Source organism: uncultured Bacteroides sp. (genome assembly GCF_902491285.1).
GTDB lineage: Bacteria > Bacteroidota > Bacteroidia > Bacteroidales > Bacteroidaceae > Bacteroides.
In genome coordinates, this window is sequence record NZ_CABUHK010000012.1 from 1 (window position 1) to 16,207 (window position 16,207).

Annotated in this window: 14 protein-coding genes; 6 read left to right on the plus strand and 8 right to left on the minus strand. The window is 47.3% G+C overall.

Annotation, left to right across the window (positions count from 1 at the left end; translation table 11 throughout):
* Positions 1 to 239 precede the first annotated feature (239 nt).
* Positions 240 to 428, plus strand: coding sequence for a hypothetical protein (locus RDN93_RS04775; RefSeq protein WP_136014629.1), 189 nt, complete (start codon positions 240 to 242; stop codon positions 426 to 428).
* On the plus strand, positions 412 to 999 hold the full coding sequence (locus RDN93_RS04780; RefSeq protein WP_308744433.1) for a GNAT family N-acetyltransferase: 588 nt from the start codon (positions 412 to 414) through the stop codon (positions 997 to 999). The genes RDN93_RS04775 and RDN93_RS04780 overlap by 17 nt, the downstream gene beginning before the upstream one ends.
* Before the next feature lie 268 nt (positions 1,000 to 1,267).
* On the opposite strand, the gene RDN93_RS04785 is transcribed toward RDN93_RS04780, so the two are convergent.
* The 5 genes from RDN93_RS04785 to RDN93_RS04805 all read right to left on the minus strand — a co-directional run bounded on the left by RDN93_RS04785 (position 1,268) and on the right by RDN93_RS04805 (position 8,122).
* Positions 1,268 to 1,699: a hypothetical protein gene (locus tag RDN93_RS04785; RefSeq protein WP_308744434.1), complete on the minus strand. Its 432-nt coding sequence runs from the start codon at positions 1,697 to 1,699 to the stop codon at positions 1,268 to 1,270.
* Between the two features lie 581 nt (positions 1,700 to 2,280).
* Positions 2,281 to 2,931: a hemolysin III family protein gene (locus RDN93_RS04790; RefSeq protein WP_308744435.1), complete on the minus strand. Its 651-nt coding sequence runs from the start codon at positions 2,929 to 2,931 to the stop codon at positions 2,281 to 2,283.
* Positions 2,932 to 2,996: 65 nt separating this feature from the next.
* Positions 2,997 to 4,919 carry a transglutaminase-like domain-containing protein gene (locus RDN93_RS04795; protein WP_308744436.1) on the minus strand — a complete coding sequence of 641 codons (1,923 nt, stop codon included), beginning with the start codon at positions 4,917 to 4,919 and terminating at the stop codon, positions 2,997 to 2,999.
* A gap of 184 nt (positions 4,920 to 5,103) precedes the next feature.
* Complete coding sequence (locus RDN93_RS04800; RefSeq protein WP_308744437.1) at positions 5,104 to 7,122, minus strand: DUF3857 domain-containing protein; 2,019 nt, start codon at positions 7,120 to 7,122, stop codon at positions 5,104 to 5,106.
* A gap of 100 nt (positions 7,123 to 7,222) precedes the next feature.
* Positions 7,223 to 8,122, minus strand: coding sequence for a diaminopimelate dehydrogenase (locus RDN93_RS04805; RefSeq protein WP_044654430.1), 900 nt, complete (start codon positions 8,120 to 8,122; stop codon positions 7,223 to 7,225).
* A gap of 233 nt (positions 8,123 to 8,355) precedes the next feature.
* Here RDN93_RS04805 and ruvA point away from each other — a divergent pair, with 233 nt between their 5' ends.
* The 3 genes from ruvA to RDN93_RS04820 are packed head-to-tail and all read left to right on the plus strand — an operon-like array spanning position 8,356 to position 10,125.
* Complete coding sequence (ruvA, locus tag RDN93_RS04810) at positions 8,356 to 8,964, plus strand: Holliday junction branch migration protein RuvA (RefSeq protein ID WP_308744438.1); 609 nt, start codon at positions 8,356 to 8,358, stop codon at positions 8,962 to 8,964.
* A 20-nt stretch (positions 8,965 to 8,984) separates the two neighbouring features.
* On the plus strand, positions 8,985 to 9,977 hold the full coding sequence (locus tag RDN93_RS04815; RefSeq protein ID WP_308744439.1) for a DUF3843 family protein: 993 nt from the start codon (positions 8,985 to 8,987) through the stop codon (positions 9,975 to 9,977).
* 10 nt (positions 9,978 to 9,987) lie between these two features.
* On the plus strand, positions 9,988 to 10,125 hold the full coding sequence (locus RDN93_RS04820) for a hypothetical protein (RefSeq protein WP_308744440.1): 138 nt from the start codon (positions 9,988 to 9,990) through the stop codon (positions 10,123 to 10,125).
* A gap of 206 nt (positions 10,126 to 10,331) precedes the next feature.
* On the opposite strand, the gene RDN93_RS04825 is transcribed toward RDN93_RS04820, so the two are convergent.
* Positions 10,332 to 11,171 (minus strand): hypothetical protein, encoded by an 840-nt coding sequence (locus tag RDN93_RS04825; RefSeq protein WP_308744441.1) that lies wholly within the window; start codon positions 11,169 to 11,171, stop codon positions 10,332 to 10,334.
* Positions 11,172 to 11,322: 151 nt separating this feature from the next.
* Between RDN93_RS04825 and RDN93_RS04830 the strand changes: the two genes are divergently transcribed.
* A complete protein-coding gene (locus tag RDN93_RS04830; protein WP_308744442.1) occupies positions 11,323 to 12,765 on the plus strand; it encodes an HD domain-containing protein in 1,443 nt (480 codons plus the stop codon).
* Positions 12,766 to 12,944: 179 nt separating this feature from the next.
* Here RDN93_RS04830 and RDN93_RS04835 read toward each other — a convergent pair whose 3' ends face one another.
* Positions 12,945 to 14,471 (minus strand): arylsulfatase, encoded by a 1,527-nt coding sequence (locus tag RDN93_RS04835; protein WP_308744443.1) that lies wholly within the window; start codon positions 14,469 to 14,471, stop codon positions 12,945 to 12,947.
* Positions 14,472 to 14,536: 65 nt separating this feature from the next.
* The gene (locus RDN93_RS04840) at positions 14,537 to 16,099 is read right to left on the minus strand and encodes an arylsulfatase (RefSeq protein WP_308744489.1); all 1,563 of its coding nucleotides are present in this window, start codon (positions 16,097 to 16,099) and stop codon (positions 14,537 to 14,539) included.
* Between the last annotated feature and the right edge of the window lie 108 nt (positions 16,100 to 16,207).

Sequence of the window (16,207 nt, forward strand, 5' to 3'; positions counted from 1 at the left end):
CTATGTTCCTAATTTTCAAATAAATAATTCTAACCCTTATATCGAACTCACGTTAATATATAACGGGTGAACGGATAGGTTTGTTTATTTGTTAATGTGTTAACTAATTAACGGATTAATGGTCTGATTCGTTAAATAGTTATAGCTTAAGGTGGATTTAATGATGCTCTGTTTGTATGTGTGATTGTATGTGTGTATATTTGTAGCATCAATAAGATAAATATACTGATAATCAAATAATGGCACGTCCGATTCAAAATACTCCTACTATAAAAGGTGAGGATGCTAAAAGATTTAGAAAAGAACTTTTGGAATCTCTTACCAAGAAGCTTACGCCCGAAGAAAAGGCTGCAAAGAAAAAGGAAATCAGAGAGATGGAAGAAAGTTATAATTTGTTAGTATCGATTTCTGGTGGAACATTCTATTGACTTTTGGAAGTTGCTGAAACAGGGAAAAGTAACAGTAACCCACTTAAATACAGATTATGAGTTTAAGTCGTTCAATTGCGGGAATACCGATTTGAACGATTTTTTATTTGCTGATTCGAAAATATACTTAAAGTATCTTCGCTATACCACAACGTTGCTGGAAACTGAAAATCGGATAATAGCTTATTACAGCCTTGCCAATGATTTGTTAAAGATATCAGATCGCCAGGATTTTGCTGATGAGATGGAAGGTTGTAGAGATAAAATTGAGTTTGATTTTTGGGAAAGATTTTTAAACCAAAAGATGTATCCAGCAGCAAAAATAGGAAGACTTGCCGTGGATAAAGATTTTCAAGACCAAGGTATTGGTACTTTTCTTATCAGGTCGTTAGTACAAAGTTTTATTAGGAAAAACAAGACTGGCTGTCAGTTTATAACTGTAGACGCTATTAATGATAATACTCAACGAACTATAAAGTTCTATGAAAATAATGGCTTCAAGTATCTCACAATGAATGACGTGAATAGAGAGTCGAGACAAATGTATAAATCGTTATTGGAGTATATCTAGGAGTAAACGGATTTCTATCTCAAATATTAGTTAGTGGTTAGTTAATTTTTAACCTAACAGCGTTAAATGTTAACGAACCCCTGTATTCTATTAAACCGTGTTATAAATCGTTCTGCTTTGCCCCGAAAATTTGGAGATATGCCGAAAGTCCGTATCTTTGTACTGTGTTTTTCATAGTATTAGATTTAAGGTTAACAAAGATTGGCTGTCTGGGATAGATAGCCTTTTTTTTGTCCCTACGGTTTGTGGGTTTGTGCTGTTGACGGGTTCATTTTATGATTTTTTCCCATAACTTTGTTATCCAACTGCTATTGCAGGATTCATTATAGTTTGCAGATATTGCTTCATAAACTGTTTGTACATGTGCCAGTTCCCTATCTATCAATATTTTTATCTTTTCCAGTTCGGCAATTCTTTCATCCTGTTCTTCTAATTCTTTTTCTTGCTTTTCAATGATTTCGCAATACGTCTCGTTCACAAGTGTCGCATTGTGGTATTGCTTCTCCAATTCTTCGAGGTATTCTTCCGAAAACCTGCTCTCCTTTCTCCAACGCAAGAACCTTTTGAGTTCATTTTCGTCTATCAAAATCTCTTCCCCTCTTTTGGCATAGGAGTGATAGATTCTTTTCCAGATAAGAATGGTATCTTGCTGGATTTCATACTTTTGTGCTGCTGCTTCTATATTAATCATTTTGGACATAGTATTTGTTTTTTCATGTGTTTAATCATTGGGGATTGGGAGTAAATAACGATTAGCGGAATGATGCAACGAGCATTCATGCTTTCAGGTTTCCTTTTGGTGCGGAACTGCTGGTTAGGGCATTTATTAGGGTAAATGAAAACTGACCAACCGGATATAAGAAAGGCATGAATGCTGTTGTATCATATATCCAGTATCGAGGCCTTAGCAAACCTTTGACGAGATAATGATAACAACAGACACCCACGCCAATCGTTTATATATAACACATCTCTTGCAGATATGTTGATATACATCCGTTTTACGTGGAGTATCTGCCGTATCATCTCTCCGTCTAATGAAAAGTGCTAAGTTTTCGATACTGAGAGATAATACGTTGATTACTCCTTTATGGAATAAAAAACGGCTTTCTGCTTGTTTCATCTCGCTGATGACGCGGAAAGCGTGCGACAAAGATATATGTTTTTTTTGATATTCAATGAGAATATGGAGTGGAAATAATGGAATAAATAAAAGAAGTTTTGTATTGAGGGGATTTGGGGATGTTTTTTTATATAGGTTGTTTTTACACTGATTACGTTTTACAGTATCAGCCAGATTGCGATGATATGTCCTATGCTCCCGCCCAGGCAGAACAGGTGGAACGTGGCATGCATATAAGGCTTGCGCAATGAGTAGAATACAGCTCCCACAATATAAGAAACTCCACCGCCTATCAGCCACCAGAAAGCGGGAGCGGCTCCTGCCATCTCCAACTGGTCCAGCAAAGGTTTCAAGGCAACCAGTATCGAAGCGCCCATGCCCACATAACAGACCGTTTCGAGATTGCTGTGCTCTTTCAGCTTTTTAAAGCTGAGAATGAAACCGATAACAGCCGACAACCATACGAAAGAGAAAATTCCCCATCCCCATCCGCCTGCATGCCGCAGTGTGAGCAGCGTGAAAGGCGTGTAAGTACCTGCAATATGCAGATAGATAGCACCGTGGTCGAACTTGCGGAGCAACTCTTTCACTCTCCCCGGACGACTGCCGTGATACCACGTGGAACTGACATAAGACGAAAGCATCCCTGCCAGATAGACAATGACGCAAGGCACTGCCCATTGCGCTTCGACGTTCACGGAAGCCTTTTCCAACAAGAAATATCCGGCTACGATTCCCAACAGGATGCCTGCTCCATGACTGAGCGTATTCGCCCATTCTTCTATATTATTGTATCTTTTGTTTTCCAACGTTCTCCTTTTTTTGAAGTATTGAGTCGCAAAGATACTTTATTTTCCGTAACGAATTATCTCGCTTATTCCTTTTTTAGAATGATTTTGCCACTATATTGCCCTGCCACCAGTTTACGGAAGCCGATGAATGTCTCGTATTCATCGGGAGCATAAATCCCTTTCGGCATGAATAAACGATGAACGATATGTATCTCTCTGTCCTTCACCTCGACACTGGAGTGGAAACTCCCGAATTTGCCCGTTACGTCAATAGGTTTCGGAAGACCTTCGATGGCATATCCTTCCGGCAAGCGGATACAGATGCTGTCCGTGTCCGAATAGCCGTAGTTGATATGGATAGGATACGTGCGCTTCGTGACGGAAGGGACGCTGAATCCTTTTCTGAAAATGTTGGCGGGGATAAACAGGCGGTTTCCCGTCTTATGCCCGTATTGGTTGCTGTTGACGGAATAGTCGAAGGTGATGGACGGGGCTGCCTCTTTGCACTCCTTTATTTGCAGGTTCAGGATGTCCGCCTGAGACAGGTTGATGTCCGAGCGGATGCGGTCTTTCTGCTTGTTGGGTGGCAGGTACACGATGCCCGCTTCGTCTTCGTATTGGAACAGGCGGGACACTTCGTTGACCGATATTTTCGCTTCCGCCGTGGGGGAGAGGGTGACGTCGGCGACGATGCATTGCGTATTCAGCGAATCGGGATAAGTGGGCAGACGGTGTATCCTGCCGCCTTCCGGTTCTATCAATAGGGCGTCGTGCCCGGCAATGCCCTGATGGACGTAGCCGAAAGGAAGCTGCGGATTGGTACATTCCAGCCAAAGCGTATCCTGCGGAAGCGGGACTTGCAGAATGACGTGGTTCATCTGGTTGGCGCTCGAAAAGTCGGGGAGCAAACGTTCGTTGGTGGTGCTGATGACTGTGTAAGTAGAGGGGATACCCAGTTCTTTCAGCATGGCGCGGGCGTAGTTGGACAAGCCTTTGCAATCGCCGAACCCCGTGCGGCAGACGTCCGTGGCGGCGATAGGCTGCAAGCCGCCGATACCTAACTGGATACTGACGTAGCGGGTGGTCTTGGCGAGATAGTCGTAGACGGCTTTCACTTTCTCCCGGTCGGTAGAACAGTGGGCGGTCAGTTCGTGCAGTTTGGCGCGGAAAGGGTCGGTGAGCTGGTCGCGTCCGTCGAGCAGTTGGTACTGCCATGCTCCGTACTTTTGCCAGGTGCTTATGTCTCCTTCGGATTTGTCGTACTTGAAAGCCGAAGGGGCGAAATAGACGCGGGGGAATAATGCGGCGGAGCTTGGGCCGAAAGGTTCCCTGAGGATGGGAGACAGCCGCAGGGCGGTGGCTTCTATTACTTGCTGTCCTTCGGGGCCGGTGGATTCTTTCACTTCGATTCCTTTTCCTTGCGTGTTCAATTCACGATAGCGACAACCTTGTCCGGCGGGAAGTTCAATCCGGTAGGCGGCTTTCTCTACGCCCTGGTTGAAGCTCGTTTGCGGGACGAAGGTGGAGTAGCCGATTAGCCCGTTGTTGCATTTCATTTCCCATTCGTACTTCACCGTGAAGGGGAAGGAAGGGTAGTTGCACTCGTAATAATAGAAATAATCGTCTGTGGTGAGTGAGGAACTGTATTCGCTCTTTTGAAGGTCGGATTTCTTTATCTTGCGCACGGTCTGTCCCGAAGCGTTGATGATTTCTCCGGAGAATTTCTGCAGGGAGCGGAACATGTCGCATCCGCAATAAAAGGTGGCGTCTTCCAGTCCTTTGCGGTTGAGTATGGTGATAGTCCGGCTTTCCTTTTCTACGGATTGGGTCATGGATTTGCAGAGGATTTCTGTCCGGGCGTCCGTGACAACGGAGTTGGCATCCTTCATCGTGTCTTGTGCGCGGGCGGGCGTTGCCTGAAGGCTCAGGCAAAAAATGACGTAAGACAGGGCGGGTACTTTCTTTATGAAGTGCTTTATAGAGTTGGTTTGATTGGGATGTTTCATAATATATAAAGATTAAGCATTGTAAGTGCTGTGTCACATGAATGATAATTTTAAATTAGGCACGGATTACACGGATTTCACGGTTTTAAGAAATATGATTATATAAAGCAACAGCGTAATCCGTGCCTAAAATACTAATATACCGAATGGAAACCTTGCTCCGGCGCTACGCCGGCTACGGCGGTTATATTTTCTTGAGTACCAATATTTCGTTGTTTTTCTCGGCAATCAGTTCCCAGAAGGATTTCACCAACTTGTATTCGCTGGTGGGATAAAGCAACTTGTTGGAGCTGAACGAGTAGGTGATGATGAGCTGATTGCCGTTCTGATGTACGAGGTAGCGGCAGAATCCTTGTTTGTCTTCCGTGAACGCGTTCAGGGGAGCCGGCAGTTCGTCGACGGTATATCCTTCGGGGATGGTCAGGTTGGTCACTTGTATGATTTGTTCGGCATAAGGCATTTCCAGCGGCAGTTGGCGTTCGGCCTGGGTGAACGGGCACTTGCTGGCGTGCAGGAAAATCATTGGATTGATGTAAATCAGGTTGTCGTTCACGTTCGCTTGTTTTTCAAATTCGAGACTCTCCTTTACGGTGGAAGAGAAAGCGTTCGTACCTGTTGTCGAGAATGTTTTCACTTTGATGTTTTCTTCCGTTTCCAGTTTGGTGATAAACTCCGCGCTGTCCTTGGCGGCATGATAGTTTCTGCGGAAGTTGGCGGCGTGCTGTCCGATGTATCCGGTCTGGCGGATTCCCGTTATTCGTCCGTCGGGATGAATCTGCGCATTGACGGACGAGCGGATTTGGTTCTTGCCGAGTTGGCTGAGGTCTATCCAGTTGCCCCCGTCCGCTTTGCTGAGGAGACGGGCACGGTCTACCATCAGTACGGGCGGCAGTGTGTTCATATATCCGTTGGTGACGGAGCCGTCGAGGAATACGAAGGTGCTGTCCGTGTCCGCTATGCCGACTACGAACGTGTTCAGCTTCTGGATGGAAGGGTGCGAGAGTGGAAGAATCCCTAACGTCTTGCGGCTCATCACGGCCGGATAGCAGGGAATCTGCGCGTCGTGCAGCATGCTCATGAGTACGAAGTTGATGTCCGCGTTGCTGCCGGTTCCGTTCTTTATCGCTTTTCTCACTTCGCTGCCGTAAAGTCCGTATTGTCCGTTCCATGACATTTTCTTTTTGAGGAAGGTGTAGATGGCGGCAATCTTGTCCTGCCTGTCGGTCAGTTTGTCGAGCCCCAGTGCCGCCATTTCGTCGCGGTAGGGATTGCGCATTTTGAGCAGGGAGCCGAAGTCCTCGTCTTCCAGCAGCATCTTGTCGATAGTCTCCCAGGTATTGGTGAACGATTTGTAGAGTGAACCGGGGAAGTTGATTCCACGCAGTTCGAAGCCGACACCGCTCATGTAATCGTCCGCGCACCATACGTATTTGTCGGGACGGAGAGCGGGCAGTTGCTTGCCGGTAAAGCTCAGGTGGCGTCCGGTGCAGAGGAGCTGTTCCACTTGTCCGTTTTGGTAATGGAGCGTGTAGGAGAGGCTTTCGGACTGGTCTTTCATGTTCAGTGAATGTGAGCCTCTCATGTCGAGGTTGAACAGGAAGTATTCGGGGATGGTGATGTCATATTGCGTGTGGATGACGGGGATGCTTCTCTGCGCTTCCCAGTGGTTGATGCTGTAATAGAAGTCGGAGTTGAGCTGGTATTTGTACTCGAATACGGTTCCCTCACGGACGGCGGGGATGGAGAATTTAATCTGCATATAGCTCTTGTTGAGCCTTTCTTCGAAGACGAGGTCGCGTTTCATCTTGGTGCGTACTATCTTGCCGTCTTCGAGGTTGTAGGCGGAAGCGTCGAGCTGGGTGATGTTTTCTTTCATGGTGCCGCCTGCTTTTTCTTTAGAATAATAAGGTATGATGATGTCCGCATAGGACGTGCCTTCGGATTTCAGTACCTTTATTTTTACCTCATAGGTGTACACGAGCCGGAAGTCATTGTTCAGCAGGTCGTAGCGGGCGTTGTTTCTGGTGTACAGTACGACGGCGGTTGCGGCGGTGTCCGGTGCGTAGGTGGTCATCTTCAGCTCTTCCTCGGTGGGTTTGCCGTATTTCATACTGGGTTTGATGACGTCTGTGTCTGTTTGTTGCGAGTAAACGGGCGACAGGAATTGGAATAGTAATGCGCAGAGAATGAATAGTTTTCCCATTGTTAGTGTGTTTTTTTTAGTACTATTCCCACAAAGATAAAAAAAATAGAGAAAGGTGGTGCTCCTTTCTCTATTTTTTATTTATCGGATGGATAAAATATTATACTAAGTGTCCAATCCACTCTTCACGGTCGCCCGGAAGAAGGTCGATGACCGGAACTTCCACCATAGTGTAGCATCCCGGCTGTTGTCTCATCGAAGCGCGTGCCACGCATACCAGTACCTGTGCGGTCAGTGCGGGGTTGTTGATGCGCATGTTAAATTCGAACAACTGGTTCTGCGTTTTTCCCGATACGCCTTTGCGAGTGAGATTTACACCGTGTCCCATGTCGAGCAGCGCGTCTACGCTCGGAACGAGTTTCACGTGTGTCTCGTCGTTCACGAAGTATGGGTCTGCCTTGATGGCGGCGGCTACTTCTTCAAATTTGTATCCGTCTTTCAGTTCGATGTACACCATGCGGCGGTGGATTCCCGTACCGGTGGGGATGGTCATGGAAAGGGCGGCTTTCACACCGTCGACGGCTTTCACGGCTACGGTGTGTCCCATGCTCATGCCCGGGCCGAAGTTGGTGTAAGTGATGCCTTTCGGGGCAATCGCTTCGAGCATCGTACGCACGATGGAGTCACTTCCCGGGTCCCAGCCTGCGGAGATGATGGATACGGCTTTGTGTTCTTTGGCGGCTGCGTCCAGTGTGCGGCGCAAATCGACGATGCCGGTGTGGATATCGAAACTGTCTACGGTATTGATGCCCATAGCCAGGTATTCTTTTGCATATTTCTCAACGCTGCGGGTGGGCGTGCAAAGAATTGCCACGTCTACGCCTTCCAGCTCTTTAATGTCCTTTACTACTGCGTAGTTTGCCAACTCTTCCGGTTTGTTCTCTGCTCCTGCACGACGAACGACTCCGGCTATTTCGAAATCAGGCGCTGCCTGCAACGCTTCAAGTACGTAGTGTCCAATGTTGCCATAACCGACGATGGCGGCTCTTACTTTTTTCATTCTTTTCTTGGTTTTATATGAACATTTTTCTTTGTTTCTGCCACAAAAGTAAACAAATTATTAGGAAGGATTGTTTACGGGCTGCATTATTTTTATTTTTTTTTAGATTCGCTATGGATTGCGTGGAATACACCTTGTGCGTGCGTCAGATTTTAACCGTCGGGCTCTTAAAACGAATAATCTGTAGAAAACGGGATAATCTGTGGCGGGAAAGTTTTATCTTTGTTCCCATTATGATAGAATATATTAGAGGCGAGCTTGCCGAACTCAGTCCGGCAACCGCGGTAATCGACTGTAACGGGGTGGGATATGCTGCCAATATATCCTTGAATACCTATTCGGCTATTCAGGGAAAAAAAACTTGTAAGTTATATATTTACGAGGCGATTCGTGAGGATGCGTATGTGCTGTATGGCTTTGCCGAGAAGCAGGAGCGGGAGATTTTCCTGTTGCTGATTTCTGTTTCGGGCATCGGCGGGAATACGGCGCGCATGATTCTTTCCGCTCTTTCGCCTGCCGAACTGGTGAATGTAATCAGCACCGAGAACGCGAATATGCTGAAGACGGTGAAAGGTATCGGTCTGAAGACTGCGCAGCGTGTGATTGTCGACCTGAAGGACAAGATTAAGACGATGGGAATGTCTGCCTCGGGCGGCGTTGCCGGTGCCGGGGGCATGTTGCTGCAAGCTGCCAATGCGGAAGTGCAGGAAGAGGCTGTGGCTGCGTTGACGATGCTCGGTTTTGCCGCTGCGCCTTCGCAGAAGGTGGTGTTGGCTATAATGAAGGAAGAGCCGGATGCTCCGGTGGAAAAGGTTATTAAACTGGCCTTGAAACGATTGTAATGATTGTAACGACTTTAACGATGAAGGAACAGAAGATTTATATGCGGGCATGGACTGAGATGCATGGTCGTGCGAAGGTGACGGCTACGGATGAGTGGTATCTTAATTTGGCAAATGAACTGTTGCCGTTGGTAGCGAACTCTTATATGTATAAAGGCAGGGAAATGGTGGAAGACCAGCGACGGGTGGCTTTGTCGTGTGCCTTGTATCTGGAAGATTGCGTGGCGGACGCGGGAAACTGGCGGGAGTTTATTCATTGGCATAAGGAGAATTACGGCCGTTATCTGCCGTTCTATCCGCTGTCTGAGGACTACTTGCCGGACGAAATCAACCGTGAGGACATCGCTTTTCTGCTGTGGGCTATCAATTCGCCGGTCGGTGATGATTTCGACTGGGTGGAGAATCCGATGGACGCGGATTTGCTGGAGTTTGCGGGGGTGCTTTACGAACGCTTGGACGCTGTTTTTGAATCGGCTCCTATCAGCGAACACCTTGCGCCGGGCTGGATGATGGAAACGGAGTTGATGCGGAAGAAACGCGAACCTCTGCCGGCAGCTTTGCCGGGGGAGAAGATGCCGACCAATGTGGAACGCTTCTTTGAAGCGAGCAAAGGGGAGTCGCTCCTGTTTTTCGATTCGTATGACGCACTGAAATTCTTCTTTGTACATTCGTTGAAGTGGGAAGATGAGGAAGATGCTCTGTTGCCGGATTTGGCGGAGTTTGATAATTTCGTTGTTTACGGCAATCCGAAAGGGTTGTTGATAGGCCCTGATGTTGCCGAATTCTTTGCTGACGGGAATAATCCGCTTTATAATGCCGAAGCGGCTGAAGAAGGGGCGTATGAAATGTTCTGCGAAGAGGGTTTATGTCCGTTCGACTTGCTGAAGTATGGAATGGAACATAATCTGCTGCCGGACGCGCAGTTCCCGTTCGAGAATGGAAAGGCGCTGCTACAGGAGAATTGGGATTTTGTGGCTCGCTGGTTCTTGGGTGAGTTTTATGAAGGAGAATAAGAAGTAAGCTATGCCAATAAAAAAAAGTAATAATCCTTTTGCCGGGAAGGCAAAGCCCGGAGCGGGGAAAAAGAAGAGTTCCGGAAAACGGGTGGGTAAGTCGAAGCAGGAAAAGGCTAATAATCAGTTGAATAGAAGGGTGAAATAAGGCTGTGGCAGTCTACGCTCTTTTGGGTTGAGAGATTACACCGTTTTATGAGGACAGAGTACACCGTTTCTTTATATGAGGAAACGTCGTTTCTTCGGAACAGGGAATAGAGAACGTTATGATAGAGTTGACGGGAACAGTTGCTGATATGAAAAAATCGCAACTGTTCCCGTCAACTCTTTTATCTTTAGCCGAGGATGCTTCTTTTACTTGTCGGTTGCTGCTTCCTGCGCTTTCCGTTCTTTTTTCTTATTGATAAATTCGATTTTCAGATTGGCTTCTTCTTGTTCTTTCTTAATCTGCTGCATGGCAGAAAGAATTTGTGCCAACTCGTAGACAGATGCCGCAGCCTGACGGTCGGTCGGGCTCATGGTTGTTTTGTAGGCACGGTCACCGAGGTATTCTACGCGGAGATTCTTGTCTTTGTTGAGGTTGATGAATCCGATAACGTTTCCGTCTTCTCCCAGTTTGTAGTCCGCTTTCTCTATTTTTTCATTCATGTCGGTCGTTTCGTAGCTGTCTTTGGAAGCCGGAGTTTCGGCAAAGCTGCCGTCGGGGGCAATCACTTTGACACCTACATGATGGATATTGCCTGCGCCGCAATAGATGGAAGTCATGCTCATGTTGCCCTGTTCGTCCACCTGAAAGCGGAGAAAGGAGCGGTGCATGTTCTTTTCGACGGTCTGTGCAGGGTGGAGATAATTGCCTACCTGTTGGTATTCAGCGTCCTTTTCGAGGATGAATTTGTCTTTGATGGCGTTGAACGCTTCGGTTTTTGCTTGGAAAGCGCTGTCGAGGTAAGCGAGTGTCTTCTGCTGTGCCTTTGTCTCTACGTCGAGCATCAGTGCCTGTCCCGCTTTGCGTGCTTCGAAGGCTTTGGGGTAGAGGATTTTGATACTGTCGATTTGCGACTTGGCTTCTTCGTAGTCGCCACGTTCGTAGGCAGCCTTGGCAATTGCCAGTTTCTCATTGGCTTTTTTCTCAAGTCCGTTGCCGCAGGCAGCCAGTGCCAGCGTGCCGCAAAAGAGGATAATCAGTTTTTTCATCACAAGTCTTGTTTACTATTTTATTATTTACGGTTTACTATCCAGGACAGACGGCCTGTTTATGGTTCATTGTTCACTTATTAACGGCAAAAGTACAAATATATCCCTTATTTTTGTAATTTTGCACCCTCAAAACGTATAACTAAAAGGAATGATAGAGTTGACTCAAGAGGAATTGAAGCAGCAATTTAGCGAACCCATCTTCGGACAGATAGCCGAAACGGCGGATGCGCTCGGTTTGGAGTGCTATGTGGTAGGCGGTTATGTTCGCGATATTTTTCTGCAACGTCCCTCTAAAGATATAGATGTAGTAGTTGTAGGCAGTGGAATTGCAATGGCGGAAGCACTCGGCAAACGTCTGGGACGGGGTGCGCACGTTTCTGTTTTCAAGAATTTCGGAACGGCACAGGTTAAATATAAAGGTACGGAAGTGGAATTTGTCGGCGCACGTAAGGAGTCGTACCAGCGGGATTCGCGCAAGCCGATTGTTGAGGACGGTACGCTGGAAGACGACCAAAATCGTCGGGATTTCACTATCAACGCTCTTGCGGTTTGTCTCAATAAGGCGCGTTTCGGTGAACTGGTAGACCCGTTCGCCGGTTTGGATGATATGAAGGAGAAGACGATTCGTACTCCTCTCGACCCGGATATTACTTTTAGTGACGACCCGTTGCGCATGATGCGCTGCATCCGTTTTGCCACGCAGTTGGGCTTTTATATTGATGACGATACTTTCGACTCCCTTTGCCGCAACAAGGAACGGATTGAGATTATTTCCCGTGAGCGCATTGCGGACGAACTGAACAAGATTATTCTTTCACCGATTCCCTCGAAAGGGTTTATCGACCTCGACCGTAGCGGGTTGCTGCCGTTGATTTTCCCGGAATTTGCAGCGTTGCAAGGGGTGGAGACACGGAACGGGCGTTCGCACAAGGATAATTTTTATCATACGCTTGAGGTGTTGGATAATATCAGCAAGAAGACTGATAATCTGTGGTTGCGTTGGGCGGCTTTGCTGCACGATATTGCCAAGCCTGCCACGAAACGGTGGGAGCCGAAGGCGGGATGGACGTTCCATAATCATAATTTCATTGGTGAGAAGATGATTCCGAATATCTTCCGGAAGATGAAGTTGCCGATGAATGAGAAGATGAAGTATGTGCAGAAGCTGGTCAGTCTGCATATGCGCCCTATTGTCATTGCGGATGATGTGGTGACGGACTCGGCAGTGCGTCGTTTGCTCTTTGAGGCGGGCGATGATATTGATGACTTGATGATGCTTTGCGAAGCGGATATTACTTCCAAGAATATGGAACGCAAGCAGCGTTTCCTGAATAATTTCCAGTTGGTACGTCAGAAGCTGAAAGACTTGGAAGAAAAAGACCGGGTACGTAATTTCCAACCGCCGGTGAGCGGAGAGGAGATTATGGAAATCTTCGGTTTGCAACCCTGTCGGGAAGTGGGTGTGCTGAAAAGCGCGATAAAGGATGCTATTCTGGACGGTGTGATTCCCAATGAATATGAAGCTGCCCATGCTTATCTGATGGAGCGGGCGAAGAAGATGGGGTTGTGCCGGTGCGCTGATATAAGTTGATATAAAGGGTAGGGTTAAATAAAATCGACCTTATCTAAGAATATTATTCAGGCACGGATTTCACGGATTATACGGTAGCTAATCATTTGTGATGTGATTAACAAAAACCGTGAAATCCGTGTAATCCGTGCCTGAAATATAATAATCGCTTATCTTGTTATTTCTTCTGGTAATTGCGGTTACTGCTTGGGCAATGTCACAGAGAAATATGGATTCGGAGTATGTTGCTCAAAGATGATGGCTTTCATCTTTTCTACGATGTCCGGATGTTGCAGGGCTATGTCGTTGTCCTCGTGAATATCGGTCTTCAGATTGTAGAGGGACGGTTTTCCCTTTTTGACGATTAGCTTCCAGTCACCCATGCGCACGGCTATCTGGTTCGTTTCGTTGAATTCCCAGTAGAGGAAGTCATGCTGTTTCTGTTTCTTCTTGCCCAGTAATGTCGGAGCGAAAGAGATTCCGTCGAAATAATCCACGTCTTTCTCCTTGTTGCGGTATTTCTTCTCATAGTTCTTGACGCCGGCTATGTCGCAGAAAGTAGGCATTAAATCATAGAAAGCACAGATATGGTCGTTTACTTCACCTGCGGGTACACGTCCCGGCCAACGGGCGATAAACGGAATACGTATGCCGCCTTCGTGGCATTGGCGTTTCAGTCCGCGCAGCTTTCCGTCTCTGCCGAAGAAAGTGGGGTCGGCTCCGCCTTCTTCGTGAGGGCCGTTGTCACTGGAGAAGATGACTAGTGTGTTCTCGTCCAGTCCTTTCTCTTTCAGTTTCTTCAGGACTTCGCCTACGTAATAGTCAAGGCGGGTAATCATAGCGGCAAATTGGGCGTGTGTATGCGTGATGGCATTGTAGCGTGAGCCTTCACTGCCTTTGAATACTTTGTCCGGGTCGAATTTCGCTTTATATTCGTTCAGGATAGAATCTTCCGGTTGAACCAGTTCCGCATGAGGCAATGTGTAAGTAAATATACCGAAGAAAGGCTGTTTGCCGTCTTGATGGTCCAGCCATTCCATTGCCTTCTCATGAATCATGTCGGCGGAGTATTGTGGGCGTTTCTGGTATTCGGGACCGTACATCGGATATTTGATGTTCTCGTCCATAATGACACGTACTACGCTTGTGTCGCCCAGCGCTTTGCTGTAACGGTTCAGGAAGTTGGGGTAGTAGAGGTGAGCCTGGAACTGGCAGATATAGCCGTAATACTCATCTATGCCCCGTTTGTCGGGAGTGGAGCAGGAGCCTTCGTAGCCGCCTGCCCATTTGCCGAACATACCTGTGGTATAGCCGTTGTCTTTCATGATTTCCGGCAGGATGATGTGGCCAGGGTCGTAAGGATGCTGTCCCACTACGGAAAATTCTTTGTTGTTTCCGTACATGATGATGGGGGAATTTCCCCAATATTCCTTGTTGCCGCGTACTTCGCAGTGACCGCTGTGTTGTCCTGTCATGAACGAGGCTCTCGAAGGAGCGCTGACGGGGCTGCCTGCATACGCTTGTGTGAAACGTATGCCCTCGCCTGCCATAGCGTCTATATGTGGAGTGCGTATAAACGGCTGACCGTAGCATCCCAAATCTCCGTATCCCATGTCATCACAAAGGATAAATATAATATTAGGTTGGGCAGTCTTTTTCTGTGCATTGGCGGACAGGGTGGATAAGAGCAGTGTGCCACCAACTATTGAGATTGATTTATAATCCATTAGGTTGTTTGATTTTTAAAAGTTGAATGTATGTTTTTTAAGGTTGAATGTATGAGTGCCCGGAATTATTTGCCTATTATATCCTTTCCGTCGCGTACACTTTGGAGAATATTTTGCAGTTCGGTCACTTTTTCCGGCATCTGGGAAGCATAGTTGGTCACCTCTTTTACTTCCTGCATTTTGTAGAGTTGAGGTTCTTTGGAGTTTCCGGTTTCAATCTTCGGTCCCCATTGAATCATTTTCGGTCCGTTGCTCGGTTCGATGTATTTCCAGTCTTTGGTGCGGACGGATAAAGTGTGGTTGGAAGCCTGCTCGATAACCCACGGGCGGTCTTTCTTCTCTTTGCCCAACCAGCTTCCGAGGAAGTTATAGCTGTCCGGTGCGGTGTTCTTTGGCATAATGGCTCCGGTCAGTGAAGCCAGAGAAGCCAACCAGTCGACTTGTGAAACCAATAAGTCCGAAGTCATGCCTTTTTTCACTCCGGCAGGCCAACTGACGATGGCAGGAATGCGGGTTCCGCCTTCAAAGGCGCTGTATTTGTTACCTCTCAGCGGTCCGGCGGGGCTGTGTCCGTTGAGTAGTTCTTCCGCTTTATCGTCATATCCGTCGTCTACTACCGGGCCGTTATCGCTTGAAAGGATGATGAGGGTGTTTTCTCTCAATCCCAGTTTCTCCAGTGTGTTCATGATTTCGCCGACGCAATAGTCGAACTGTACGATAGCGTCACCTCTCAGTCCCATCGGGTTCTTTCCTCTGAAACGGTCGTGAGGGAAGCGGGGAACGTGTACGTCGTTCGTTGCGAAATAAAGGAAGAAAGGTTTATCCTTGTTTTCTTCAATGAACCGAATGGCGTGGGTAGTCAGTGAGTCTGCTATATTCTCGTCTTTCCAGAGTGCCTTGCCGCCGCCTTTCATGTAGCCGATACGGGAAATCCCGTTGACGATGGACATGTCGTGACCGTGGCTGGGCTTCAGGTTATACAGCATTTCAGGGTTGCTTTTTCCGGTAGGTTCACCTTCAAAGTTCTTCTGGTAGCTTACTTCGATAGGGGCGCTGGGGTCGTAGTTGGCTACTTTCCCGTTTTCGATGTATACACAGGGGACACGGTCGGCTGTGGCAGCCATGATGTAGTGGTAGTCGAAGCCTAAATCGCCCAGTGCGCAGGGCAGGGGAGCGTTCCAGTCTTGTGTGCCGGCTTTATCTCCGAGTCCAAGATGCCATTTGCCGACGGCAGCGGTAGTGTATCCTGTACTTTTGAACATATCCGCCATCGTGTATTGTTCGGGACGGATAATCATTCCGGCGTTTCCGGCAGCTACGTCTGTACCTTTTTTGCGCCATGCATATTCGCCCGTCAGCATGGAATAGCGGGAAGGGGTGCTGGTTGCGGCTGTGGCATGGGCGTTTGTGAAAAGAATGCCTGATTCAGCCAGTCGGTTGACGTTGGGCGTTTCTACGTTTTTGGCTCCGTAGCATTGCAAGTCTCCGTAGCCGAGGTCGTCGGCGTAGATAAATACGACGTTAGGAGTTTTTGACTTTGTCGGTGTTGTCTTTTCCGGCGTTTTGTTCGTTGCGGTTACTGTGCAGGCAACAGAAGATACAAGGGTTAGAATCAAAGGTTGTTTCATCATCTTGTTGGGGGTGTTATTAAATTGATTAAATTTTTTGATAGAATGGGTGTGTTTATTAATGTATGTATTAAAAAGTATATTGAAAAGGTCTGTTTTAAATGACAG

Coding starts and splice junctions, on each gene's coding strand:
- RDN93_RS04775 (WP_136014629.1), top strand. CDS start 240: ATGGCACGTCCGATTCAAAATACTCCTACTATAAAAGGTGAGGATGCT.
- RDN93_RS04785 (WP_308744434.1), bottom strand. CDS start 1,699: ATGTCCAAAATGATTAATATAGAAGCAGCAGCACAAAAGTATGAAATC.
- RDN93_RS04795 (WP_308744436.1), bottom strand. CDS start 4,919: ATGAAACATCCCAATCAAACCAACTCTATAAAGCACTTCATAAAGAAA.
- RDN93_RS04800 (WP_308744437.1), bottom strand. CDS start 7,122: ATGGGAAAACTATTCATTCTCTGCGCATTACTATTCCAATTCCTGTCG.
- RDN93_RS04805 (WP_044654430.1), bottom strand. CDS start 8,122: ATGAAAAAAGTAAGAGCCGCCATCGTCGGTTATGGCAACATTGGACAC.
- ruvA (WP_308744438.1), top strand. CDS start 8,356: ATGATAGAATATATTAGAGGCGAGCTTGCCGAACTCAGTCCGGCAACC.
- RDN93_RS04815 (WP_308744439.1), top strand. CDS start 8,985: ATGAAGGAACAGAAGATTTATATGCGGGCATGGACTGAGATGCATGGT.
- RDN93_RS04820 (WP_308744440.1), top strand. CDS start 9,988: ATGCCAATAAAAAAAAGTAATAATCCTTTTGCCGGGAAGGCAAAGCCC.
- RDN93_RS04825 (WP_308744441.1), bottom strand. CDS start 11,171: ATGAAAAAACTGATTATCCTCTTTTGCGGCACGCTGGCACTGGCTGCC.
- RDN93_RS04830 (WP_308744442.1), top strand. CDS start 11,323: ATGATAGAGTTGACTCAAGAGGAATTGAAGCAGCAATTTAGCGAACCC.
- RDN93_RS04835 (WP_308744443.1), bottom strand. CDS start 14,471: ATGGATTATAAATCAATCTCAATAGTTGGTGGCACACTGCTCTTATCC.
- RDN93_RS04840 (WP_308744489.1), bottom strand. CDS start 16,099: ATGAAACAACCTTTGATTCTAACCCTTGTATCTTCTGTTGCCTGCACA.